This is a genomic window from Hymenobacter tenuis, assembly GCF_054780495.1.
Genome location: NZ_BAAGWF010000001.1, coordinates 15,915 through 38,534 on the forward strand (window position 1 = coordinate 15,915; position 22,620 = coordinate 38,534).

The window sequence follows — 22,620 nt, forward strand, 5'->3', positions numbered from 1 at the left end:
AAAACAAGTTTGTGTTGGCCGGGTAGTATACCAGTGGCTAACATTTCCTCTTCAACGCAGTAGCACATGTTGAACACATTAATCGGCGACGCCGGGCACATGAGTGTCATAGTGGCATTTGTGGCAGCCACGGTGGCGGCGTACTCTTACTACATGGCTGCCCGTGGTCGGGCCCTGGGTAATACGGACGCTGCCTGGCTAAAGCTGGGCCGCGGCGCCTTCCTGGTGCATGGCCTGGCGGTATTTGCCGTCATCGGCTGCCTGTTCGGGATTATTCATGGGCACCGCTACGAGTACCATTACGCCTGGAGCCACAGCAGCAACCACCTGCCGGTGTACTACATGATTTCCTGCTTCTGGGAAGGGCAGGAGGGGAGCTTCCTGCTCTGGATCTTCTGGCACGTACTGATTGGCTTTGCCCTGATGCGCTACGGGCGCCGCTGGGAAGCCCCGGTTATGGCCGTGTTTGCCGGCGTGCAACTGTTCCTCACGTCCATGATTTTGGGTGTGGTACTGGGCGAGCTGAAAATTGGCTCCTCGCCCTTTATCCTGCTCCGCGACTTTATGCCGGACCTTCCGGTCTGGAAGACGAATCCTGACTTTGTACCGAAGGATGGAACTGGTCTGAATGCGCTGCTCCAGAACTACTGGATGGTAATTCACCCTCCCACGCTGTTCCTGGGCTTTGCCCTGACGCTGGTGCCGTTTGCGTACGCTATTGCGGGCCTCTGGAAAGGGGAGTTCACTAAGTGGGTGCGTCCGGCCATGCGCTGGTCGTTATGGGGTGGCTTGATACTAGGTGTTGGTATCATGATGGGCGCTTATTGGGCGTACGAAACCCTGAACTTTGGGGGCTATTGGAACTGGGACCCGGTAGAAAATGCCGTGTACATTCCGTGGCTGGTACTGGTTGCTTCTTTGCACGGCCTAGTGCTGTGGCAGCGCAGCCGTACGGCCTTGCGCACCAGCTTTGTGCTGGTTATTGCCACTTTCCTGCTCATCCTGTACGCTACCTTCCTAACGCGTAGCGGTGTGCTGGGCAATGCCTCCGTGCACTCGTTCACTGACCTTGGCCTCTCAGGCCAGCTGATGATCTACTTGGCCGCTTTCGTGGTGCTGAGCATTGCCATGCTGGTATGGCGCTGGAAGCAAATTCCAGTATCGCCGAAGGAACTGACAACGTACAACGCCGAGCTGTGGGTGTTTGTAGGTGCCACGGTGCTGTGCCTAGGAGCATTTCAGGTGCTAGTAACTACCAGCATTCCGGTATACAATGCGTTTCTGGGGTTCACCGGCATCAAATCAAACTTGGCACTTCCCGCCGACCAGATTGCGCACTACACCAAAATCCAGTTGTGGATGGGCGTAGGGGTAGCGTTTTTCTCGGGCCTCGCCCAGGTTATGTGGTGGCAGAAAAACGACAAATCGTCACTCACCAACTCTCTGACAGTGCCTGCTATTCTGGCGCTATTGGGTGCGGCGCTGGTTATTTTGCTGGTGCAGTACTTCGGGCTGAAGATGGAAGCCAGCTACATTGTGCTCCTGACGGCGGCCATGTTTGGCGTGCTGGCCAACCTGAGCATGGTGCTTACGTTGCTCAAGCGTAAGGTGAGCCTTTCGGGTGGTGGCGTGGCCCACATCGGTATTGCCCTGATGCTGCTAGGCATCCTGGCGTCGGCGGGCTACTCCAACATCATTTCTCAGAACTCCTCGGGCCTGCTGTATTCCCGCGAGTTTGACGAGTCTACTAACCGCGACAACGTGCTGCTGTGGCGCAACGATAAGGCCCCCATGGGCAAGTACGATGTCAGCTATACCGGCCAGTTCTTTGAAGCGCCCGGCGTGCCTGGCTACGTGGATAAGCAACTGCTGTTCCGCACAGCCGATGAGTACAAAGCCCTAGCCCGCGCCGACATTAAGCGCGGCGACAAGGTGTACTACAAGGCTGGTGATACGCTGGAAATTCTGCCCGAAAACACGTACTACCGCGTCGAGTACAAAGACCGCAAAACCGGCGAGTCATTTACCTTGTACCCACGGGCGCAAGCCAACGAGGAAATGGGTGGCCTGCTCGCCTCGCCCGACATCAAGAAGTTTCTCGACCACGACATCTACTCACACATTAGCGCGGTACCACCGCCTGATACCGAGAAGGAGTGGAGCGAAGTAAAGGAGCACATCCTGAGCGTGGGCGACACCATCTTCCTGAACGACTACACGGCTGTATTCCGGGGAGTAGAGCCCGCCCACCAAACGGCTGGCTTAGGCTTAGCTAAAGGCGACTTGGCCATTCAAGGCGACTTCCTGGTGCTGGGCGAGAAGAAGCAGTACCACGTGCATCCGGTATTTGTAGTGCGTAACCGCATGATTGGCCGCGTGCCCGATGAAGTAGAAGACCTGGGCCTGCGCATTTCGTTCTTGAACGTAGATCCGCAGCAAAGCAAGTTTACCTTCGGCGTAAGCACCACCCAAAAGGACTACATCATCCTGAAAGCAGTTGAAAAGCCATTTATCAACTTGCTCTGGAGCGGTACCCTGCTCATGGCCGTTGGCTTTGGTATGGCCATCTACAAGCGTCGGCGCGAGGTAGATGCTGCTGTAGAAGCAGTGCCCGGCGAAGGAGAGCAGCCCAAGCCTCGGCCAGTGCGCAAAACCAAGCAAGTAGCGTAATACACTGCCTTTGTATCTAACACCAACGGCTCCATCTTATCTATAGGTGGGGCCGTTGGTGTTAAGTAACTATGCAGAAGGGAAGCCTTACGATGCCGCAGCAGGCAACACGCATATAAGTAGCTAGGAGGCTTTCTCAAATTGTAAAGAAAATACCGTTACCGCCCCCTTATGTCGTTTAGAATAGTCATAATAGGAGCTGGGCGCGTGGCGCAACACTTGGTGCCTGCGCTGGCCCTAGCAGGCCATCAGATAGTGCATGTGTGGAGCCGCACGCTAGCGTCGGCGCAGGTTGTGACGGCTACTTTGCCGGAAACGAGCATCGGCACCGATCTGCAAGCGCTGCCTTCGGCCGATATATACCTGCTAGCCATCCCGGATGCTGCCGTGCCTGAAATTGTCAAAGAAGCCCGGTTTGCGGCGGGCGCGGTGGTAGCACATACGGCGGGCGCGCTGCCACTGGCAGTGTTTGAAGCTCGGCCCGAGCTAACGGGAGGGGTCCTGTATCCGCTGCAAACCTTCAGCCCTGGGCGTATCATTCAGTGGGCAACGGTGCCTTTTTGTGTGGAGGCTGCTTCCACTACGGCCGAGCACATGCTGTGGGCGTTGGCTACTAGCCTTAGCGAAGATGTAAGGCTAGTGAATTCGGCTCAGCGGCTGCAGCTACACGTGGCGGCGGTGTGGGCCTGCAACTTCACGAATCATCTGTTGGGTATCAGCCACGCGCTGTTACAGGAGGCGCACTTGCCTTGGGAACTGCTGCACCCGCTTATCCGCGAAACGCTGGACAAAGCCCTGAGCCAACCCCCGTTTACGGCGCAAACGGGTCCGGCTGTGCGCCAGGATACGGCAACGCTGGCTCGGCACGAGGCCGCATTAGCGCCGCATCCGGAATGGCAAGCCATCTACAAGGCCCTGACAATTAGCGTTCAGGAAGCAGCCGCAATGGGCTCGGCAAACAATGCCGGACAGATATAGCTTTGATTCGGGGGGGAGCGTACGTACCTTCGCACCCGCATTTTTGCCTCGTTCTCCAAGCGTTACGCCGTGAAAGCCGTTAACATTACCTTTAAGTTTCAGGACGGCCAGCCCGACCAAACCCACGTGGCCGCCCAAGGCGAATCGGTGTTGGATGTGGCTCTGAACAATGATATCCACCTCCAGCACAACTGCGGAGGCGTTTGTGGCTGCAGTACCTGCCACATCTATGTCCTGCAGGGCGAAGCTGACCTGCCCGAAATTTCGGATAAGGAAGAAGACTTCATAGACCGAGCCGTGAATCCGCGCATCAACTCCCGCCTAGGTTGCCAGTGCGTAGTACAAGGCAACTCGGATATTGTAGTGCTGCTCCCCCCGCAGGATTTCCTAGGGCATTAATATGCTAGAAGTGGAGCCTGACCCGCACTAGGCGCTACTACTAGCTTCCAACTCCTAACCAACCAAGATGAATCACTTTGAGCCCCCCATGCAGTGGAGCGACCATGAAGATATTGCCATGGCTCTCTACGAGAAGTTTGGCAACGACTTCAGCGAGGCTAAAATATACCGCATCCGTTTTACTGAGCTGATTGATTGGGTACTTAGCCTGCCCAACTTCATCGGAACGCGGGAGCAAGCCAACGAAGGCCACCTTGAGCAGATTCAGGCCAAATGGGTGTACGAGTGGCGCGATAATCAATAACAAGACCTTGGTACTGCGTATGAAAGCCGCTGCATAGCAACAACGCTTATGTAAGGCAGCTACCTTACGCCGCACCGTTTTTACTACCCATGGATTTATCCACAATCTCTCCCGCCGATTTTTCAGTTATTAAAGCCTTCATCTTTGATGTAGATGGCGTACTGACGGATGGCACCTTGCTGGCGCTGAACTCTGGTGAACAGGCCCGTGCCTTCCATATCCGGGATGGGTTTGCGGTGCGCCATGCCCTAGCAAAAGGTTACCGCGTAGCTGTTATTTCGGGTCGGGAGGAAGAAGGCGTGCGCAAACGGCTGGAGTCGTTGGATGTGCGCGATATTTTCCTGGGCGTTGATGATAAGATGAAGATCTTCAACAACTATATCAACACCTACCGCCTCGACCCCGGCCACATTGCCTACATGGGCGATGATGTGCCCGATTTGGAGGTAATGCGTCGCTGTGCCATTGCAGCTTGCCCCTCTGATGCCGCCTCTGATGTGCTGGCCATCAGCAACTACACGGCCTCCCTGCCCGGCGGCCGCGGCGCCGTGCGCGAACTGATTGAAGCCGTACTCAAAACGCAGCAATCCTGGTAGTATACTAGTTTTTATACGCCCCGCTGGCGGCCTTATGTATCTGACTGCAACCCCAATTGTACTTCGTGCAATTGGGGTTGTGCTTTTCCAAAATCCCTCTATATTTACCCCAACCATCATTCACCTTATCTTTTTTCTTTTTTCATGAAAACAGGAACCGTAAAATTCTATAATGAGTCGAAGGGCTACGGCTTCATTACGGAAGACGGATCGAAGGAAGATTTCTTCGTCCATGTTACCGGTCTTAACGGGGGCCAGATCCAACAAAATGACCGCGTAGAGTTTGATACTCAGGAAGGCCGTAAAGGCGTTAACGCGGTGAATGTGAAGAGACTGTAAACACTACGTTTAGTAAGTTTTTAGCAAATCCGGTAAGCCTCTCCCGATTTCGGGAGAGGCTTACTTATGCCGGTTCTCCGTAGGTCATGCATCTTTGTGTAGGCCGTTTTTTGCCTCTTTGCTTATGAAGCCAGCCTCCTTACACTCTGCCCTAGGTCCTGCCATGGGGCCAACCGCAGCTCCTGCATCGGGAGCTGGGGGCTGGCAGCAGCTGGCGCGCCTCATCCGGCTGCCCAACCTTCTGATCATGGCCTTGTGCCTGTTGTTGGTGCGCACGTGTCTGCTGCTGCCCGAAGCACCCTGGCACCTTGTACTGGCGCCAGCATTCGGGTTGCTGGTGGTAGCGGCGCTGAGCATAGCCGCCGCCGGCTACATCATCAACGACTATTACGATGTGAAGATTGATGCCATTAACCGGCCGGCCCGGCTGGTGGTGGGGCGGGTAGTAAATCGGCGCCATGCCATGCTGGCGCATTTGCTGCTGTCGGGGCTGGGAGTGCTCGTGAGCGGGAGCCTTTCTCCGGTTTTAGGGCTAGTAAACTTAGGGTCGGCGCTGCTGCTTTGGGGCTACTCCGTGCGGTTTAAGCGCGTGGCCCTGGTAGGCAATGTAAGTATTGCTACCCTAACAGGCGCCTTGGTGCTGCTACCCGAGCTGCAGGCGCGCACCGGCACCGAAGCCGTGTGGGTGTACGCCCTGGCGGCTTTTCTGCTTACCGTAGTGCGCGAAATCATTAAGGATGTGGAAGACATGCGCGGCGACGCGCAGCATGACTGCCGCACCCTCCCTATTGTGTGGGGCATAGTTCGCACAAAATGGGTAACTGGGTTTTTCTTGTTGTGCCTGGGGCTGTTGGTAGCCGGGGCCAGCTACAATGCTTTCCTGACAGAGCGCCCGGCCTTGGGTATATGGCTGCTAGGGCTGATACTGGTGCCAACCGCCTTCCTAGGCTACCAGCTCCGCCGCGCCGACCGTAAGCGCGACTTTGCCCGCCTGAGCCGCTGGTGCAAATGGATTATGCTGGCCGGCGTTTTATCCATGTTGGTTGTGCGCTAGGCAGGGGGTAGCTGGCAAAGGAAATATGCTGTCGAGGTTCGACAACCGCAGGGCCTAGTGTTGCGTTAGGAGAGCTACTTGCAGTGCAGCAGCGGAACGTATTTCTCCGGGCCGAAAAGGTAGTTGCATTGCCGCTTTCCTATCTTATTTCTGACCCCAGCCATCCACGTATGCGCTTTCACTACCCGCTCTTAGCGCTGAGTACGCTTGTAGCTCCTGCCGCTTTGGCTCAGCAGCCCGCCACTACCCCCGATTCTGTTCAGTTACTAGCCTCCGCTCCGCCCGAAACCGCTCCGGTCTCTGAGGGCGCTCCTGTGGGGCTGCAGCGGGCCTTAGTGCCATCGGCTAGTAAGGTTACTGCCCGCGACCCGGACAAGCCGAGCTTTATCCCGGTGCCCATTGTATTTTATCAGCAGGAAACTGGTTTGGCCGGAGGAGCTGCCATTCTGCCCGTGTGGCGCTTTGGGCAGGATACTACCGTGCGCAAATCCAACGCCCGCCTGATTGCCTGGATTTCGCAGGAAAAACAGACCACCGTGCAGCTCACGCACACCATTTTCACCCCAGAAGAAAAGTTTTTCTTTTCCGGCGAGCTGAGCTACTACGACCTGGCTTTCAACTACTACGGCATCGGCAACGATACGCGTAAAAGCATGGAGTCGCACATTCAGTATCCGCTGTGGGTGTTTGACGAAAAGGCTTTGATGAAAGTGGTGCCTAACCTGTTTGTGGGCCTGCGCTACCGCTTCACCAACCTAGGCAATGTAGAGCTTCGGGATACCGAGGGCGATACCACCCCTTATAATTTGCTTTCTACCAAAGAGCGCAACGGCTATATCACGTCAGGCGTGGGCCCGGCCGTGCTCTATGATGGCCGCGACAATGTGCTGGCCACCTACACTGGCAACTTTGTAGATGCACACATACTGTTCCATGGCGGCGCATTGGGTAGTGATTACAAATTCACGCGCTACATGGTAGATGCCCGCCATTTCCGGCCGCTATTTGGCTCCAACAATACTATTCTGGCAGCGCAGTTCCTGGGGCAGTACCACACGGGTAGTGTGCCGTTCCGCGAGTTAGGCGGCATGGGTGCTACCTTGGGCGGCTCCCTGTACAACAACGCCTACCTGATGCGCGGCATCTATGAAGCCCGTTTCCGCGACCGTCAGTTTACCACGGTTCAGGCCGAAATACGCCAGAAACTATTTTGGCGCTTTGATGGGGTAGTGTTTGGGGCCTTGGGCCAAGTAGCACCTCGCCTGGGCGACTATACCTTCGAGGATACCAAAATAGCCGGCGGTGGCGGGTTACGCTTCCGCTTTAACCGCCGCGACCGGCTGAACATTCGTCTGGATTATGGCGTGGGTTCAGGCGGAAATTCAGGAATCATCTTCGCTGTGGGCGAGGCATTCTAAACTACGTCAGGCGTTCTTATAAGCAGTACCTCAGTAGCTTAGGTGCAGAAGCAAGTACGAAGCTTTTGCACTCAGAGCCGCTGAGGTATTGCGGAGCTGTGGTATGTATTCAGGATATAATTAAATATTTCTTAGAAATTATAGTTATTTTCTATAGTTGAATCGTGATAGACAAGCCGATGGAACATGTTAGGGCCTTGCGCTTTCATATGGCTTCTGAAGAAAGCAGCTCGCTTCGTTCGCCATGGCATTGTGCGCCGCCTCCGTTGCGGGCGCTTCAGGCAACCATTATTATTCCGGCTAAAGATGAAGCACATTCCATCACGGCTGTACTAGCTGCCCTGGCCGCTCAAACCGACTTGCAGGGTTGCCCACTTCCGATGCAGAAATTTGAGGTGCTAGTGTTGGCCAATAATTGCCAGGACGGCACCGCGCAAGTGGCTAGAGCTGCTGCTGCTCAGTACCCTACGCTCACGGTGCATGTTGCTGAAATTACCCTGCCCCCCGCTGAGGCCCACGTGGGCCGTGCCCGGCGTTTGCTAATGGATGAAGCCTGTCGCCGCCTCGAAATGGCTGGTAACGCCAGCCCCTTTATTGCCAGCACTGATGCCGATACGCTGGTTTCCAATACTTGGCTGGCGGCTATTGAGGCCGAACTAGCTGCTGGCGCTGATGCCGTAGGTGGCCGAATCCTGACGCCTTCTAGTGGGTCGTGGAACCCTAGTCGCCGTTACCAGTTGCAGGATGCCACGTATCATCTGTTATGTGCCCGCCTGGAGCAGCTCGTCGACCCAATATCACATGACCCGTGGCCCCGGCATCATCAGCATTTTGGGGCTAGTTTGGCCATAACAGCGGCCGCTTACCGCCAGGTTGGGGGCTTGCCAGTGGTGCCGTATCTGGAGGATGAAGCGTTGTGCCAAGCCTTGCTGCGGCATGATCTGCGCTTGCGCCATAGCCCGGCCGTACGGGTGTTTACTTCTGATCGGCACGAGGGGCGTGTAGCAGTAGGGTTATCGTGGCAGCTGCGGCAATGGGCGACCCTGCAACAAGCTCAGCAGGAGCCAACTGTGGAAAACCCAACTTGCTTAATGGCAGAGTGGCAGCTGCGCCGTGCGGTGCGCCAACTCTGGCAGCAGCCAGCTTCAAACCAGTATAGAACCTGGGCTACTGTGCAAGCCGCTACTCATCTGAATGCAACGCAACTATCGGGGGTGCTAAAAAGCCACGCTACGTTTGGGCAATTGTGGGAGAGTATTCGGGCGCGTATTCGGGAACAGAATACTGAACTCTGGCCCGCCGTGCCCGTGTCCGTAGGCATCCGGATGCTGCGGCAGGCACTGGCAGCTCACCTGCCGGCCCGTGAACATCAGCAGGTGAACGAGCCATGCGGGGTTGCCTGCTAGGTCCTAAAGCCGCTCCAACAGGTCCAATCGGTACTGTACGTAGCGCTGGCTGTCCAACTGCCGAAAAGTGCCGGCAGCCTCGGTAGTTTTCAGAAAGAAGTCATGCACAGAGTCGCCGGTAAGGGGGTAATCGTGTACGGGGGGCGTCCAGTGCACCAAAAGCAGATGTCCGCCGGGCCGCAGCGCCGCTACTAATCTATCGGCGGCGCGCTCTAGGTCATCGGGACTCCAGTAGTAGCCCACTTCTGAGAGCAATATCAAGTCAAAAGTATCGGCCGGGAATTCATCCGGAACGTGCATCAGCCTACATTCTACCTGCGGTAAGTGGGCGCACCGCTCACGGGCCCGGGCCAAAGCGGTTTCGGCTACATCCACGGCTAGCAAATGGCCGCAACGCAACGCCAATTGCTCGGTCAGAACGCCTAATGAGCACCCAATTTCGAAGGCGCTGGCGTAGTGCGCCCGAGGCAAGGCGGCAAGGGTTGTGGCGTATTTTTCCTTTTCGTACGGGCTGGTTTCAAATCCCCACGGGTCGGGGTTGGCTTGATACACGGCGTCGAAATAGGAAGGGGGCAGCGTGTGAGGCTGGTTAGGATTCGGGTTCATACGCAGCAAAAACGGAGGGTAAGCCAACCGCTGAAATACCTTCTAGCAGTATCTCAACGGGTTGGGCAAAATGGGCCAGCATGCCCGGCGATAAAGTAAAACCGGTCGGATCATCGTCGATGGGTGAGCCGTGCAGCTGAGAGCGATGAGCCGCTATGGCTTGCTGCTTCTGCCCAAGCACCGAACCAATATCGAGCTGCCAGCCCTGCACTTCCGCCGGGCGCGGCAGTTCATCGGCAGCAGCTCGTTCCCAAGCCCATACCACGTATTCCAGCAAGCGTGGCGGTTGCGGCAATTGTGCCAAAGCGGCTTGTACTAGGTGGCTGGTATCTTTATGGTCGGGGTGAGGGTCGCGCCGCCACGGCACCAGCAGGGTAGCAGGTTTGTGCTGATGAATGCTTTCTAACAATTGCTGCACGGCAGCCAAGCCCTCCGGAGAAGTGGGGGAAGGCACGGCGCCATCAGGCAGGCCTAGCGGCAAGAGCGCACCAGGAGCTACACCAAGCGCAGCCAGTGCGTCCTGTAGTTCCTGCTCCCGCAGCGCCTGGCGCGCTGGGGCCGGAAACTTTCGCGAGTTCGGGTGCGACATGGTTCCGTCGGTTACTAGCACGCACCACACGGGCAACCCTGCTTGCCGCAGTAGCACTAGGGTGCCGCCGCAGCCCAACGACTCATCATCGGGGTGGGGGGCAATGACCATGGTAGGGCCTAGCGCGGCCACGACTTCAGGCGGAAGCAAGGGGTAGGCGGAGAAACTATACGCTGACATACTGCCGAGAACGGAAATCAACGGGGCTTGGATGCCAATAGAGGCCGTTGCTCTGCTACCGCTCCCATAAGCGGTATGAGGGTTCAGCCTGCTGGAGGGCGTAGCGGCCAGCATCAGCCAAGGCGGCGTCGGGGGCAGGTTGGCGCAGGTAGTGAGTCAGGTCGCGGTGCAGACGCTCGAATGGCTCGGGCCGCAGCAGGCCGCGGGCCCCAATGCACCGTTCGGCCAGTGGCAGCAGCCGCAAACAAATATCCTCAATAGCCGAGCGTACTAAGTTGGCGTGGGCTACGGTTGCTTCGGCGTTTTGCTCGGTTGGGAGGGTAGCCAGTGGGTGCGCTACAAAGGTAGCCGCAGCCTGCAGCCAATGCTGGCCGCTGGCAATCAGCAAACTCATCTCGCCCAGGCGCTGCCGCTGGTAGGGGTCATCGGTGCGGCCCAGCTCCCGCAGAAAACGGCAGGTTTCATCAAAAATGGCTTCTGCGCCACCTAACTGTACAGCCGCAAACCGAATGGCCCCGCCGCTAAACCAGGGCTGGCCGTAGTAGTCGCCGGGTTGGCCTAGCAAATCATCGACGCATACTTCCAGTCCCGTAAAATCAACCCGAAAGCTAGCTGAGGCCCGCATGCCCAAGGGGCGCCAGAAGGTGGAGTTGTACTCGGGCTGCTGCACATCAACGGGCAAAATCAGCATTTGCCAGCCCCCATCCGGCAAAGCGCCGGTCAGCAATGGCCGGGTAAGGTGGCCGGCACCCGAGCCAAATGTTTTGCTGCCATGCAAGCGGTAACGGCCATTGCCGAGCGGCTCCAGCCGTACGCCATCCTGGGCTTCCGTATTCCAGACCCCAAACAAATGACCGGCGCGGACATCGGCCGCCCAGCGCGCTACCTGCTCCGGCCGGCCAAACCGTTGCAGGAGTTGTAATGCATTCACGTGGCCCTCATACACGCGACCCACGGCCAAGTTGCCCCGCCCAATGTGTCGTAGCGTACTCAGCAGGGCATACGGGTCGGTGTCAGCAGATAGCCCGCAGCCGCCCAGCGAATTGGGTAGGGGCGCAACCAGCAAGCCAGCCGCCCGCAGCCACGAGAATTCATCAACCGGAAAGCCACCTTCAATATCAGAAACGGCCGCTTGCCGAAACAGCCGCGGAGCTAGTTCAGCGGCCAATTGCTCAGCTGCAGCAGACGTCGTTGGAGCCGCTAGGGTACGGGAAAATGAAAGTAGCTCAGACATAGAATTGAACTCACAACGGTTGAGTTTTCCTATACGAGAACTGAACTGTTGCGGATGAAGCTGAACTATATGGTGTGGCGGTTGAGCGGTGTAGTTAATAATTCCGTAACATAGGCTATGAGCGCAGGTGCCTACCTTCGTGGCGCGTTTCACTCCTTACTTAACCCCTCTTGTTATGTCGCAGCCCATTCGCTCCGCCCTCATTTCCGTCTATTACAAAGACCGTCTGGAGCCGCTGGTGGCACTGCTGAAAGAGCACGGTGTAACAATCTATTCAACGGGGGGCACCCAGCAGTTTATTGAAGAGCAGGGCGCGCCCGTAACCGCGGTAGAGAGCCTGACGGGCTTCCCGGCCGTGTTTGGGGGGCGCGTAAAAACCCTGCACCCCAAGGTGTTCGGAGGTATTTTGCAGCGCCGCCACGAAGCCTCTGACCTGCAGGAAGCCGAGCAGCACCAGATTCCGCCCATCGACCTGGTAATCGTCGACCTGTATCCTTTTGAGGAAACCGTAGCCTCCGGGGCCGCCGAGCAGGATGTTATTGAGAAGATTGATATCGGTGGCATCTCGCTGCTGCGCGCCGCGGCCAAAAACTTCCGCGACGTGCTCGTAGTCAGCAGCCGCGACCAGTATGCGGCTGTAACCGAGCTGTTGCAGGCCAAAGGCTGCGCTACAGATCTGGAAGACCGCCGCCACTACGCTGCCGCTGCCTTCGAAGCCACTTCGCACTACGATACCCAAATTTTCCGCTACATGGCCCAGGGCACGGAGCTGAGCAGCGCTACCCTCAAGCTCAGCGAAAAGCCGGCTACTAGCCTCCGCTACGGCGAAAACCCCCACCAAGCCGGCACCTTTTACGGCGACCTCAGTGCCCTCTTCGACCAGCTCCACGGCAAGCAGCTCAGCTACAATAACCTGGTTGACGTAGACGCGGCCGTGCTGTTAATGCAGGAGTTTGCCACCGATGGTCCTGCTGCCTGCGCTATTCTCAAGCACACCAACGCCTGCGGCGTAGCCCAGGCCGAAACCCTGCACGATGCCTACCTCAATGCCCTGGCCTGCGACCCGGTATCGGCTTTCGGTGGGGTAATTATCGTAAACAAGCCCGTTGATGCGGCTACCGCCGAGGAGCTGAATAAGCTGTTCTTCGAGGTGCTGATTGCGCCGGAGTTTGCCGCCGAGGCCCTGCCCATTCTGCAAAGCAAGAAAAACCGCATTCTGCTGCGCCAGAAGCCCGTTGCTTTCCCCATCAAACAGGTAAAAACGCTCCTGAACGGCGTTATTGAGCAGGACTTCGACCGCGTAATTGAAGGAGCCAACGAATTCCGCACCGTCACGGAGTCGGCACCTACTCCTGATGAAGTAGCGGCCCTGGAATTTGCCCTCAAAATCTGCAAACACACCAAAAGCAACACCATTGTGTTGGCTCGCGCCGGGCAGCTGCTAGCCTCCGGAGTCGGCCAAACCTCCCGCGTTGATGCCCTGCGCCAGGCCATTGAAAAAGCCCGCGCCTTCGGCTTCGATTTGAATGGCTCCGTTATGGCTTCCGATGCGTTCTTCCCCTTCCCCGACTGCGTGGAAATTGCCGGAGAGGCGGGCATTCGGGCGGTGGTGCAGCCCGGCGGCTCCATCAAAGACCAGGATAGCATTGCAGCGGCCAACCGCCTAGGCATGGCCATGGTGCTAACCGGCGTACGCCACTTCAAGCATTAATTTTTAGTTTTCGCGGCCTACTTTTTTTCGACTGTAGGTAGCATCTGACTGCCAGGTTCCTGACTTCTCTGCGAGGCTCCGGAACCTGGTAGTTGCGTTTGAAGGCGTATGGTTAGGGTACTAGCTTTACAATGAAGTTGAACCCTCCACGTTATTGACAGCTAGCAACAGCGCAAGGCAGGTTTCTACTTGCCTGAATACAAGATAGGCTCGCCACACAATGAAGAGGCGATGTAACGGGCTTCGCTGAAACTTGCTTACTTTTGCCCCCACTTTTGACGGACGCAAACCGCCCGTTCTCATTTACTTGCCGTTACTCGATGGGTTTCTTTAATTTCTTGACCAGCGATATTGCCATTGACCTGGGCACGGCCAACACGCTCATCATTCACAACGATAAAATCGTGGTGGATGAGCCGAGCATCATTGCGAAAGACCGCACTACTAATAAGGTAATTGCCGTGGGTCGGCAGGCGCAGCAAATGCACGAAAAGACCCACGACAACATCAAAACCATTCGTCCGCTCAAAGACGGCGTAATTGCCGACTTCCACGCCGCCGAGGAAATGATCAAGGGAATGATCAAGATGATTGACACCCGGACGCGGCTGTTTCAGCCCTCGCACCGGATGGTTATCTGCATTCCCTCGGGCATTACGGAGGTGGAGAAGCGAGCTGTGCGTGACTCCGCCGAGCACGCCGGCGCCAAGGAAGTCTGGATGATTCAGGAACCCATGGCCGCTGCTATTGGTATCGGTATTGACGTGGAGCAGCCTGTTGGTTCGATGATTATTGACATCGGAGGCGGTACTACTGAAATTGCAGTTATTGCCTTGTCGGGCATTGTCTGCGACCAGTCCATCAAAACGGCCGGCGACGTATTCAACCAAGATATTCTGGATTACATGCGCCGCCAGCACAACCTGCTGATTGGCGAACGTTCCGCGGAACGCATCAAGATTGAAGTAGGCGCGGCCCTAACCGAGCTGGACGTGACACCCGCTGACTTTGAAGTGCGCGGCCGCGACCTGATGACCGGCATTCCGAAGGTTATCAAGGTAACGTCGTCGGAAATTGCTATTGCGCTGGATAAATCGGTAGCCAAAATCGAGGAGGCCGTACTGAAAGCCCTGGAAATCAGCCCACCCGAGCTGTCGGCCGATATATACGAAAACGGCATTCATCTGACGGGTGGTGGAGCCTTGCTCCGGGGCCTTGACAAGCGCCTGGCGGCCAAAACCAAGCTGCCCATTCATATTGCCGAAGACCCCTTGCGGGCTGTAGTGCGGGGCACCGGCGCCGCTATCAAAAATATTCAGGCTTTCCGCAGCGTACTCCTGACGTAAGTAGTGAGGAATGAAGAATGAGGAATGAGAAGTACCGGCAGTTGCTGGCTTCTTGTTCCTCATTCTTTGTTCCCCATCCTTTCTTTCCCCATGAATAATCTCTTCGCCTTTCTGTTCCGCTACCGGGGTATCCTCGTGTTTGCGTTGCTGGAGGTGCTGAGCTTATACCTGCTGGTGCGCAATAGCACCTACCAGCGAGCAGCGTTTTTCAACTCGGCTAATACCTACATTGGGCAGGTGCTGGATTGGCGGACGCAGGTACAGGATTACTTCCGGCTAATTGATGTGAACAAGGGCTTGATGAAAGAGAATGCCATGCTTCGGCAGCAACTCTATCGTCCGGATTTGTCTGCTCGCGAGGCTGATTCGCTGCCTGTAAGCAAGGACAGCCTGACACAAGCCCGACTGGCCGTGTTAGGCCGCCCCGACTCATTGCTGCTAGGCCTGCGCCAGTTGCCCGCCCGTGACCCCGATTACCCTCTTATTCCGGCCCGAGTGGTAAGCAGCACCCAGCGCCGCGTTGATAACTACCTGACCCTGAACGTAGGCGCGCTCGATGGCGTGAAGAACGGCATGGGGGTAGTAGCGGCAGCCGGCGTAGTAGGCCGCGTGAAAGTAGCCTCCGAGCATTACGCCACCGTCACCTCGGTGCTACACTCCAAAACCACAATTTCGGCCCGCATTCAGCGCGATGGTACCATTGGCACGGTGCGTTGGCTCGGTGATGATCCGGTGTATGCCATGCTCGACAACGTGCCCCGGCAAAACAAGCTGGTGCGCGGCGACACGGTCGTGACCTCCGGGTATAACGCGGTGTTCCCGGAAGGCGTGCTCGTGGGCACCATCGATTCGTTTGTGAAGGAGCCAGACAAAAACTTCTGGACGGTGAAGCTAAAGCTGGCCGTAGATTTTTCGAGCCTGACGTACGTGTACGTAGTAACCAGCCGGCCTAAAGCGGAGCGGGATACTGTGGAAGCGCGTTCGGGCATTAAACCAGAAGGGGAGGAGAAGCAATGAGAGGCGGTATCCTAGAAATCTTCTGGCAAGCCTTACGGGGCGTGGTGTACATAGCCCTCTATGTGCTGCTCATTAGCGGCACCGACTTTGTGCTGTTCAACCTGGGCTGGTGTTTTATTTACTTGGGGTTTCTGCTGTTTTTGCCCATTGCCACGCCCATTGTAGTGCAGCTGCTACTAGGGTTCCTGACGGGCATAACCCTCGATATCGTGTTTGATACCGGTGGGGTGCACGCCGCTGCCGCCGTACTACTCATGTATCTGCGGCCGTGGGTGCTGCGCCTGCTCACCCCACGTGATGGCTACGACTCCCAGGACTCCGTGAATGTGCACCAGATGGGCTGGCAGTGGATGGTGGTGTACCTGGCTATGCTCACGGCTATTCACCACGCCGCTTTCTTCCTGTTGGAGCTGGGCAGCTTTCAGGTTCCGGGTATCACGCTAGCCAAAATCGTGGTTAGCACCCTCTATACGGGGCTTACCCTCCTGATTATTCAGCTGATTTTCTTTCCTACCCGAAGACGGAACCGCTAACAGGAGCTGCCGGCCTGGGTTATGCTGCTGAACCAGTAAAAACGGGAATGAGTTGGCTTGCGCCGATGTTAGTGATGTACAAGGCTGAACAGTGGTACCATGTGCGCCCGGCAGCTAGTATCTTTGTATGTCCGGTGAAGAAGCCGGAATCCGTTACCACTCAGTTTTTTCTGCTTTGCAATACCTCGAAGGCCGCAAGTACGTAGTCCAGGCAATTTTCCTGGCCGTCGCGCTGGTGTTTGCGACGCGCCTCTTCTATATCCAGGTGCTGGATGGCAGCTATAAGCTGGCCGCCGACCGCAACACGCTCCAACGGATTGTGCAGCCCCCTTACCGGGGCCTTATTTATGACCGCAAAGGCCAGATACTGGTACAGAACACGCCGGTATACGACCTGCTGGTAACCCCGCGGGAAGTGAAACAGCTCGATACGCTGCGCTTTTGTGAATTGCTGCAACTGCCTTTGGAAGAAGTACGGGCCGGGTTGAAGGCCGCCCGCGCATTTAGCCGCGTGAAAGCCTCTCCGCTGGTTCAAAACCTAAGCACGCCTGAGTTGGCTGCCTTCCAGGATAACCTCATTGATTTTCCGGGTTTCAGCGTGAAGGCCCGTATGGCGCGCTCCTATAACACGCCCAACCTAGCGCACGCTTTGGGCTATGTAGGCTCCATTCCGGCCACGTTTCTGGAGCGGCCGCAGTATGCCAAGTACCAGGCCGGCGAGTTCCTGGGCATTACGGGGCTAGAGTCGTACTATGAGGAGCAACTGATGGGCCGGCGCGGGGTGCAGTACCGAATGGTGAACGTGCGCGGCATCGAGAAAGGCGCCTTCCGGGGTGGAGAGTTCGATACGCTTTCTGTAGCCGGCCAAGATCTGCACCTGAGCATCGACTCAGACCTGCAAGCGTATGGGGAGTTGCTGATGAAGGATAAGCGGGGCTCTATTGTGGCCATCGACCCTAAAACCGGTGAAATCCTGGCCTTTGTATCGTCGCCGAGCTTCGAGCCAGCTACGCTTTCGGGCAAGGGCATGGGTAACCGCTACATGGAGCTACTCAATAACCCTGAGCGGCCCCTGTTCAACCGCCCTTTGATGGCCACGTACCCCCCCGGCTCCGTGTTTAAGCTGGTGAATGAGCTAGTAGCTCTGCAAATGGGAGTTGTGACCCCCACCACCGGCTTTCCCTGTAATCAGAGGCTAGTACGGTGCACGCACAACCACGAGTACCCGAGCAACTTGGGAATTGCTGTAAAGAACAGTTGCAACCCGTATTTCTACCAAGTGATGCGGGCCGCTGTCATGCGCGGACGCTCCGATAACCGGTTTGAAGACGCCCGATTGGGCCTGGGCGAATGGCGCCGGAAGGTGATGCAGTTCGGGCTCGGTGAAAAGCTAGGCGTGGATATGTCGCAGGAGAAAAAAGGCCTGATTCCGTCGCCCGATTTCTATGATAAGCGCAACGGTTACCACCGCTGGAACTACCGCACGGTGTACTCGCTCAGCATTGGGCAGGGTGAAATTGGTATTACCGGCCTGCAAATGGCGAATGTACTGGCAACCATTGCTAACCGGGGGTATTACTACACACCTCACTTCGTGAAGAATATTGGCCAGGGCGGCCCTTTGCCTCAGTTCCGGGAGCGGCACGAGGTTGGGGTTGATCCGGTTCATTTTGAGGCACTTATTCCGGGCATGCAAGGTGTAGTAGATGGTCGCGGTGGTACAGGTAGCTTGGCTTCCTTGGCCGAGTTTGGTATTTCGGTGGCTGGCAAAACCGGTACCGTGCAAAACCCCCACGGCGACGACCACGCCACATTTGCTGCCTTTGCACCTGCCGAAGATCCAAAGATTGCCATTGCCGTCTTCATCGAAAATGCCGGTTTTGGCGGCACCTCAGCAGCTCCCATGGCCGCTCTGATGATGGAAAAATACCTGCGCGGCGACATTGCTCCCTGGCGGAAGCGCTGGGAAACCTGGTTGCAAGGCCCCGCCGAAAAATTTGTCAAACGTCGTTAATTCAGCTGGCTGAGCGGAGCAGTAGCCCAAGCAAACTTTCTCTGAGAAGAGCTTGGTTTACTAGCCCCGCCCGGCCCAGCAACCCCTTATGCAAACCTCTCCCGCGCGCTACAGCCGCAGCATCGACTGGGTTACCGTCCTGATTTACCTGCTGATGGTAGGCGTGGGCTGGCTCAGTGTGTACGCGGCCAGCTACTCGCCCGATGCGCCGGCTAATCCCTTTGGCTCCCTTTCGTTTCAGGAGTTGATGGCCTTTAACTGGTTTAAGCAAATTCTCTGGATTGGTACGGCCATCGTGCTCATCGTTATCCTGGTCGTTGTCGATTACAAGGCCTACGATACGTTTGCCTTTGTGCTCTACGGGCTCATGATTGTGCTGCTTATAGTCACGCCATTCATTGCACGCCCTATTGCCGGCTCCCGCTCGTGGCTGGAAATAGGGCCGGTCCGGCTCCAGCCCGCCGAGTTTGCCAAGTTTATCACGGCCTTGGCCGTTTCGCGCTACATGGCGGGCATCAATCTGCGCCAGCAAAACTTCCGAGACCAACTGGTATTAGCCGGCCTTACGCTGCTGCCTCCGCTTCTGATTGTGGCGGCCAACGAAACCGGCCAGGCGCTGGTATTTGGCGCGTTTCTGCTAGCCTATTTCCGCGAGGGAATGTCGCCCTTGATTTTGCTGATTTTGGCGGCGGCCGGCGTTATCCTCATCCTAGCGCTACTAGTGCCCAAGCTGTGGCTGATTGGGGCCTTTACCGTGATTCTAGGCCTAGTCTTTGCCTTCAACACGAAAGTGCTTCGCCACCACTTAGTGCTGGCCCTGAGCGTGTGGGCCGTGGTTGTTGGGATGGTGTTTGGAGTTGATTTTTTCTTCAACAACGTGCTGCAGCCCCACCAGCGCAAGCGCATCGAAGTACTTATCAACCCTTCCGCCGATCCGCTAGGGGTGGGCTGGAACGTAACGCAATCCAAAATTGCCATTGGCTCGGGCGGACTGGCTGGCAAAGGATTCCTGCAAGGCACCCAGACCAAGTTCGACTTCGTGCCTGAACAAAGCACTGACTTTATTTTTTGCACTGTAGGAGAGGAGTGGGGCTGGTTGGGTACAACAGTGGTAATTATACTGTTTATGAGCCTGCTGGCTCGAATACTGTATGTGGCGGAGCGCCAGAAATCGGTATTTGGGCGCACATACGGCTACTGCGTAGCCAGTATCATCTTTTTTCACTTCTGCGTCAACATCGGCATGACGATAGGGCTGGCACCAGTGGTAGGCATTCCGCTGCCCTTTTTCAGCTACGGCGGCTCCTCACTGTGGTCTTTCACTACCTTGCTCTTCATCCTGCTCGCCATTGATGCCTATCGCAAGCAGGATTTGGAGCGGTACTAAGGGGCAATTCGGGGTTTAACTTAACGATAGGTGTGTACCCATCGAAATACAGGAAGGTGCGTGAGTAGAAGGGAAAATGCCACGGCAAACACAGGTGCTGCTAGGTAACCCATGCGGCCAAGGTCGCCGGAGAGCAGCATGTGTATACCTACGACAACACATAGGCCAAGTGCGGGTAAGCCAAGCGGTTTAAGCCATACCGCACGGGCGGTTTGGCTCCAAAGTCCGGCTAGTAGCACAAGGCTGAAAAAGCCAAAAACACTGAATAGCTCGCCCGCGCCTTTCACCGAGAACAGCCGGCGAATGGAGTACCCGATTGTATCTGCATGAGACAAGGCATTGTTAATGCTTTCCGATGGAGCTGCACCCACGTTGGTGTCAATCCAATACCTGAGTGCTAAAGCTGAAACGCTGCCCAACAGCAGCCACAGCAGTTGCTTGTGCCAAGGCAGAGCGCGGTGCGCAAAAACCAGGAGCCAGGGCAACAGAAATACGAAGGATTCTTTGGCATGCGGGCCGAGCAGCAATATAGTAGCCAATGCTGTGGCCGAGCGACTTCGCACCGCATAAAAAGCCAAGGCGAATACTACTAAATACAAGCTGTCGACGAGGGGTAGGCCCGCCGTATACACCGCCCAGCGGCTGGTTAGCACGGCTGCCACCGCTAGTGCAGCTGCCGGAGGCGACGCGCCGTACAGCTGGCACGTACGGAATAAGATCAGCCCAAAGCCCGCCATCAGCAGCGAATTCATTACATAGAAGCCCAGCCGCAAAGGCCACTCGCTAGCTGCCCGGTGCGGCCAAACCTTGGCATAGACCTGCTCAAGCGGCCAGGCTACAGCTGCCGCCGCCCAGGGTACCAGCACCCGGTATCGCCGTGTGATACTGACACCTTTAAACTCGCCACGGGCAATGCTCAAATAGCTGCGCGTATCAAGAGAATGAGAGAAGTCATAGTGCACATACATAGTGTAGGCCGGGCCTGCTACCAAGCCAAGTGCGAGCAGATACACTAAAAGCCAGCGTGGCCAGCGTAGTGTAGGAAAGGCCGCCGCAGTAAGCTCTGGCTTCATAGGAGGGGTAGGCAGAATAAATGAATTCGGATATAAACTGGCAGCCTCATTAAGCCATGTTGCCAAAGAAGCCGGCTGGTAGTATACCAGCCGGCTTCTTTCAAATCAACACGAACGGCCTGACAAACACGCCCGACGTGCTATTGGCTGAATTTGCGGTCGATGAGTTTGAGCAGCTTGGTGACGTGCTCATCCTTGCGCACCCAGTTGTATTGAGCAGCTAGGTTCTCGGTTACGTAGCGCTTAGCGGTGCTGGCGTCAGGCAATGAGTCGAGGTGCTGAATAGCGGCGTGGTACTCCATATTTTCGCCATTGAACAGCTCATTGATAAAGCTGAATCGCTGGTTAATGGATATGGCCTCGCGCAACGATTCTACTTTTGGGGCCTTTTCGGCCAGCGTGGAGCCGGCCCGTTCTTGGCGTAGCGTTTCACTGAGGTTAGGTGCCGCCGACTGCTCTGCTTTCAGCTTGGCGTATAGCGGCACGGCGCTGCTCTCGGCCGGCTCCGAAAAAGTAGAGCGGCGTGGCTCTGGGCTAGGTGCTTCGGTGGGCTGAACCGCCTGCGGCTTCTCCAGGGCGGGCTCCGGCTTAGGGGCCGGCTGGGGTACCGCCGGCAGCGGCGGGGCCGCTACTGGCTGGCGCGGTATATCGGCTACGGTTGCTGCCTCTTGTTTCAGCGCCGGCTTATCGGCCGTTACAGGAGGGGGCGTTTCCTCATACAAATCGGTTTCCGTGAGCGGCAATAGCACATTGAACTGCGTTATTATCTCGGCTACCGGTTGCAGCTGTGCTTCTGCAGACTCCTGGTGCAGCCGGAAGCGGCTCAGTAGATAGTCCCGCTCCAGAACTTGCTCAGACGGCAGCGTGTCCAGAAAGCTCTCGAATACGGGCTTGTTTACATCGAGGTAGCGCAGCGCTTCCCGCAGTTGCTCGGGGGTGCCGGCCGTGAGCTCGCCAAACAGCTTGTGTCCAAACGTTTCGCAGGGGTCGAGGGCCCCGGCCAGGGTATCATTGATGGCTTGCGCTAACAGGGGCTCAAATACGGGGCGGCTCAGCTTGATGCGGCGCGACAGCACGTTCATGAACTGGGTAAGGGCGTGGCGTACGTCCGCATCCTCAAAATCGAAGTACGGGCTGCGGAGCTTAGCCATTTCGGCCGTCCATTTACCGAGCAGCTGCTGGACCACGAACAGGTTTACCTGCCGGATAGGAGTGAAACGCAGTACAGCCGGCCCATCGAGGGTGGCCGTAGGGCGGGCCCCAAAGTGCTGATCACAGAGCAGGGAGGCCAAAAGGCGGCCATATTGTTCACGCTTGGCGTGGCTATATTTGATCTTCATTGAAAGCCTGGTTCAACGGGCAATTTAGGGAAAGATGCCCACTCTACTTGTGCAAAATCTGCCCGGCGGGCCCATTTCCGTGCCTGCCGGTGCTACTCTTTTGGCTGCGGTGCAGGCCGCCGGTCACGACTGGCTGCATGCCTGCGGAGCCCGCGGCCGTTGTACCACGTGTCGGCTGGAAGTTATCAGCGGACTTGAGCTGCTAACGCCACCAACGGAGCCGGAGTTACGCTACCGCGCCGCTGGCCGGCTCCTGCCTACTGAGCGCCTCACCTGCCAAACACGCCTACCCGAGGGCGACGTGGTAGGCCGGGTGCCCGAGGCCACCAAACTTCCCCACGTGCACTACCTCTAAGCAAGGCGCCAAGTGGTAGGGGCGCGGCCCTAATCAGGCGTGGCGTTGGCTTCGCAAGCATCCGGCCAGAA

General features: G+C 56.8%; 21 protein-coding genes. 16 read left to right on the forward strand and 5 right to left on the reverse strand.

What is annotated here, in order from left to right:
- The first annotated feature begins 66 nt into the window (after positions 1 to 66).
- The 9 genes from ccsA (at position 67) to ACYVGU_RS00100 (ending at position 9,164) form a co-directional block, all read left to right on the forward strand.
- Positions 67 to 2,670: a heme lyase CcmF/NrfE family subunit gene (gene ccsA, locus ACYVGU_RS00060; protein ID WP_460620401.1), complete on the forward strand. Its 2,604-nt coding sequence runs from the start codon at positions 67 to 69 to the stop codon at positions 2,668 to 2,670.
- Between the two features lie 171 nt (positions 2,671 to 2,841).
- Positions 2,842 to 3,648: a Rossmann-like and DUF2520 domain-containing protein gene (locus ACYVGU_RS00065; protein WP_460620402.1), complete on the forward strand. Its 807-nt coding sequence runs from the start codon at positions 2,842 to 2,844 to the stop codon at positions 3,646 to 3,648.
- 69 nt (positions 3,649 to 3,717) lie between these two features.
- Positions 3,718 to 4,047, forward strand: a complete 330-nt coding sequence (locus ACYVGU_RS00070) for a 2Fe-2S iron-sulfur cluster-binding family protein (RefSeq protein WP_460613103.1) — start codon at positions 3,718 to 3,720, stop codon at positions 4,045 to 4,047.
- Between the two features lie 67 nt (positions 4,048 to 4,114).
- Positions 4,115 to 4,351: a Fe-S cluster assembly protein IscX gene (iscX, locus tag ACYVGU_RS00075; protein WP_460613102.1), complete on the forward strand. Its 237-nt coding sequence runs from the start codon at positions 4,115 to 4,117 to the stop codon at positions 4,349 to 4,351.
- Positions 4,352 to 4,440: 89 nt separating this feature from the next.
- Complete coding sequence (locus tag ACYVGU_RS00080; protein ID WP_460613101.1) at positions 4,441 to 4,947, forward strand: KdsC family phosphatase; 507 nt, start codon at positions 4,441 to 4,443, stop codon at positions 4,945 to 4,947.
- 144 nt (positions 4,948 to 5,091) lie between these two features.
- Entirely contained in the window at positions 5,092 to 5,286 is a 195-nt protein-coding gene (locus ACYVGU_RS00085) for a cold-shock protein (protein WP_460613100.1), read from the forward strand.
- Positions 5,287 to 5,410: 124 nt separating this feature from the next.
- Positions 5,411 to 6,340, forward strand: a complete 930-nt coding sequence (locus ACYVGU_RS00090; RefSeq protein ID WP_460620403.1) for a geranylgeranylglycerol-phosphate geranylgeranyltransferase — start codon at positions 5,411 to 5,413, stop codon at positions 6,338 to 6,340.
- A 170-nt stretch (positions 6,341 to 6,510) separates the two neighbouring features.
- Positions 6,511 to 7,758 (forward strand): BamA/TamA family outer membrane protein, encoded by a 1,248-nt coding sequence (locus tag ACYVGU_RS00095; protein WP_460620404.1) that lies wholly within the window; start codon positions 6,511 to 6,513, stop codon positions 7,756 to 7,758.
- 209 nt (positions 7,759 to 7,967) lie between these two features.
- Positions 7,968 to 9,164 (forward strand): glycosyltransferase family 2 protein, encoded by a 1,197-nt coding sequence (locus tag ACYVGU_RS00100; RefSeq protein ID WP_460620405.1) that lies wholly within the window; start codon positions 7,968 to 7,970, stop codon positions 9,162 to 9,164.
- Positions 9,165 to 9,167: 3 nt separating this feature from the next.
- Here ACYVGU_RS00100 and ACYVGU_RS00105 read toward each other — a convergent pair whose 3' ends face one another.
- The 3 genes from ACYVGU_RS00105 to ACYVGU_RS00115 all read right to left on the reverse strand — a co-directional run bounded on the left by ACYVGU_RS00105 (position 9,168) and on the right by ACYVGU_RS00115 (position 11,773).
- Positions 9,168 to 9,770, reverse strand: a complete 603-nt coding sequence (locus ACYVGU_RS00105) for a class I SAM-dependent DNA methyltransferase (RefSeq protein WP_460620406.1) — start codon at positions 9,768 to 9,770, stop codon at positions 9,168 to 9,170.
- Positions 9,754 to 10,509: a PIG-L deacetylase family protein gene (locus ACYVGU_RS00110; RefSeq protein ID WP_460620407.1), complete on the reverse strand. Its 756-nt coding sequence runs from the start codon at positions 10,507 to 10,509 to the stop codon at positions 9,754 to 9,756. Before ACYVGU_RS00110 ends, ACYVGU_RS00105 begins: the two co-directional genes overlap by 17 nt.
- An 85-nt stretch (positions 10,510 to 10,594) precedes the next feature.
- On the reverse strand, positions 10,595 to 11,773 hold the full coding sequence (locus ACYVGU_RS00115) for an acyl-CoA dehydrogenase family protein (protein ID WP_460613094.1): 1,179 nt from the start codon (positions 11,771 to 11,773) through the stop codon (positions 10,595 to 10,597).
- 175 nt (positions 11,774 to 11,948) lie between these two features.
- Between ACYVGU_RS00115 and purH the strand changes: the two genes are divergently transcribed.
- The 6 genes from purH to rodA all read left to right on the forward strand — a co-directional run bounded on the left by purH (position 11,949) and on the right by rodA (position 19,781).
- Positions 11,949 to 13,484, forward strand: coding sequence for a bifunctional phosphoribosylaminoimidazolecarboxamide formyltransferase/inosine monophosphate cyclohydrolase (purH, locus tag ACYVGU_RS00120; protein WP_460620408.1), 1,536 nt, complete (start codon positions 11,949 to 11,951; stop codon positions 13,482 to 13,484).
- A 320-nt stretch (positions 13,485 to 13,804) separates the two neighbouring features.
- Positions 13,805 to 14,830, forward strand: coding sequence for a rod shape-determining protein (locus ACYVGU_RS00125; protein ID WP_460620409.1), 1,026 nt, complete (start codon positions 13,805 to 13,807; stop codon positions 14,828 to 14,830).
- Between the two features lie 90 nt (positions 14,831 to 14,920).
- Positions 14,921 to 15,847: a rod shape-determining protein MreC gene (gene mreC, locus ACYVGU_RS00130; protein ID WP_460620410.1), complete on the forward strand. Its 927-nt coding sequence runs from the start codon at positions 14,921 to 14,923 to the stop codon at positions 15,845 to 15,847.
- Positions 15,848 to 15,888: 41 nt separating this feature from the next.
- Positions 15,889 to 16,380, forward strand: coding sequence for a hypothetical protein (locus ACYVGU_RS00135; protein ID WP_460613091.1), 492 nt, complete (start codon positions 15,889 to 15,891; stop codon positions 16,378 to 16,380).
- A 175-nt stretch (positions 16,381 to 16,555) separates the two neighbouring features.
- Positions 16,556 to 18,394 (forward strand): peptidoglycan D,D-transpeptidase FtsI family protein, encoded by a 1,839-nt coding sequence (gene mrdA, locus ACYVGU_RS00140; protein WP_460620411.1) that lies wholly within the window; start codon positions 16,556 to 16,558, stop codon positions 18,392 to 18,394.
- Between the two features lie 88 nt (positions 18,395 to 18,482).
- Positions 18,483 to 19,781 (forward strand): putative peptidoglycan glycosyltransferase FtsW/RodA, encoded by a 1,299-nt coding sequence (rodA, locus tag ACYVGU_RS00145; RefSeq protein ID WP_460620412.1) that lies wholly within the window; start codon positions 18,483 to 18,485, stop codon positions 19,779 to 19,781.
- A 20-nt stretch (positions 19,782 to 19,801) separates the two neighbouring features.
- Here the strand turns inward: rodA and ACYVGU_RS00150 are convergent, their stop codons facing one another.
- Positions 19,802 to 20,854, reverse strand: a complete 1,053-nt coding sequence (locus tag ACYVGU_RS00150; protein ID WP_460620413.1) for a hypothetical protein — start codon at positions 20,852 to 20,854, stop codon at positions 19,802 to 19,804.
- A 140-nt stretch (positions 20,855 to 20,994) separates the two neighbouring features.
- Positions 20,995 to 22,194, reverse strand: coding sequence for a hypothetical protein (locus ACYVGU_RS00155; protein ID WP_460620414.1), 1,200 nt, complete (start codon positions 22,192 to 22,194; stop codon positions 20,995 to 20,997).
- A gap of 34 nt (positions 22,195 to 22,228) precedes the next feature.
- On the opposite strand from ACYVGU_RS00155, the gene ACYVGU_RS00160 reads away from it, so the two are divergent.
- Positions 22,229 to 22,549 (forward strand): 2Fe-2S iron-sulfur cluster-binding protein, encoded by a 321-nt coding sequence (locus ACYVGU_RS00160; protein ID WP_460620415.1) that lies wholly within the window; start codon positions 22,229 to 22,231, stop codon positions 22,547 to 22,549.
- The last annotated feature ends 71 nt before the right edge of the window (positions 22,550 to 22,620 follow it).

Excerpts from the sequence above, each read along its gene's own strand:
- ccsA (WP_460620401.1), top strand. The coding sequence starts at position 67 with ATGTTGAACACATTAATCGGCGACGCCGGGCACATGAGTGTCATAGTG.
- purH (WP_460620408.1), top strand. The coding sequence starts at position 11,949 with ATGTCGCAGCCCATTCGCTCCGCCCTCATTTCCGTCTATTACAAAGAC.
- iscX (WP_460613102.1), top strand. The coding sequence starts at position 4,115 with ATGAATCACTTTGAGCCCCCCATGCAGTGGAGCGACCATGAAGATATT.
- ACYVGU_RS00090 (WP_460620403.1), top strand. The coding sequence starts at position 5,411 with ATGAAGCCAGCCTCCTTACACTCTGCCCTAGGTCCTGCCATGGGGCCA.
- ACYVGU_RS00100 (WP_460620405.1), top strand. The coding sequence starts at position 7,968 with ATGGCTTCTGAAGAAAGCAGCTCGCTTCGTTCGCCATGGCATTGTGCG.
- ACYVGU_RS00080 (WP_460613101.1), top strand. The coding sequence starts at position 4,441 with ATGGATTTATCCACAATCTCTCCCGCCGATTTTTCAGTTATTAAAGCC.
- ACYVGU_RS00085 (WP_460613100.1), top strand. The coding sequence starts at position 5,092 with ATGAAAACAGGAACCGTAAAATTCTATAATGAGTCGAAGGGCTACGGC.
- ACYVGU_RS00155 (WP_460620414.1), bottom strand. The coding sequence starts at position 22,194 with ATGAAGATCAAATATAGCCACGCCAAGCGTGAACAATATGGCCGCCTT.
- ACYVGU_RS00115 (WP_460613094.1), bottom strand. The coding sequence starts at position 11,773 with ATGTCTGAGCTACTTTCATTTTCCCGTACCCTAGCGGCTCCAACGACG.
- ACYVGU_RS00160 (WP_460620415.1), top strand. The coding sequence starts at position 22,229 with ATGCCCACTCTACTTGTGCAAAATCTGCCCGGCGGGCCCATTTCCGTG.
- ACYVGU_RS00065 (WP_460620402.1), top strand. The coding sequence starts at position 2,842 with ATGTCGTTTAGAATAGTCATAATAGGAGCTGGGCGCGTGGCGCAACAC.
- ACYVGU_RS00150 (WP_460620413.1), bottom strand. The coding sequence starts at position 20,854 with ATGAAGCCAGAGCTTACTGCGGCGGCCTTTCCTACACTACGCTGGCCA.
- ACYVGU_RS00095 (WP_460620404.1), top strand. The coding sequence starts at position 6,511 with ATGCGCTTTCACTACCCGCTCTTAGCGCTGAGTACGCTTGTAGCTCCT.
- ACYVGU_RS00125 (WP_460620409.1), top strand. The coding sequence starts at position 13,805 with ATGGGTTTCTTTAATTTCTTGACCAGCGATATTGCCATTGACCTGGGC.
- mreC (WP_460620410.1), top strand. The coding sequence starts at position 14,921 with ATGAATAATCTCTTCGCCTTTCTGTTCCGCTACCGGGGTATCCTCGTG.
- rodA (WP_460620412.1), top strand. The coding sequence starts at position 18,483 with ATGCAAACCTCTCCCGCGCGCTACAGCCGCAGCATCGACTGGGTTACC.
- ACYVGU_RS00105 (WP_460620406.1), bottom strand. The coding sequence starts at position 9,770 with ATGAACCCGAATCCTAACCAGCCTCACACGCTGCCCCCTTCCTATTTC.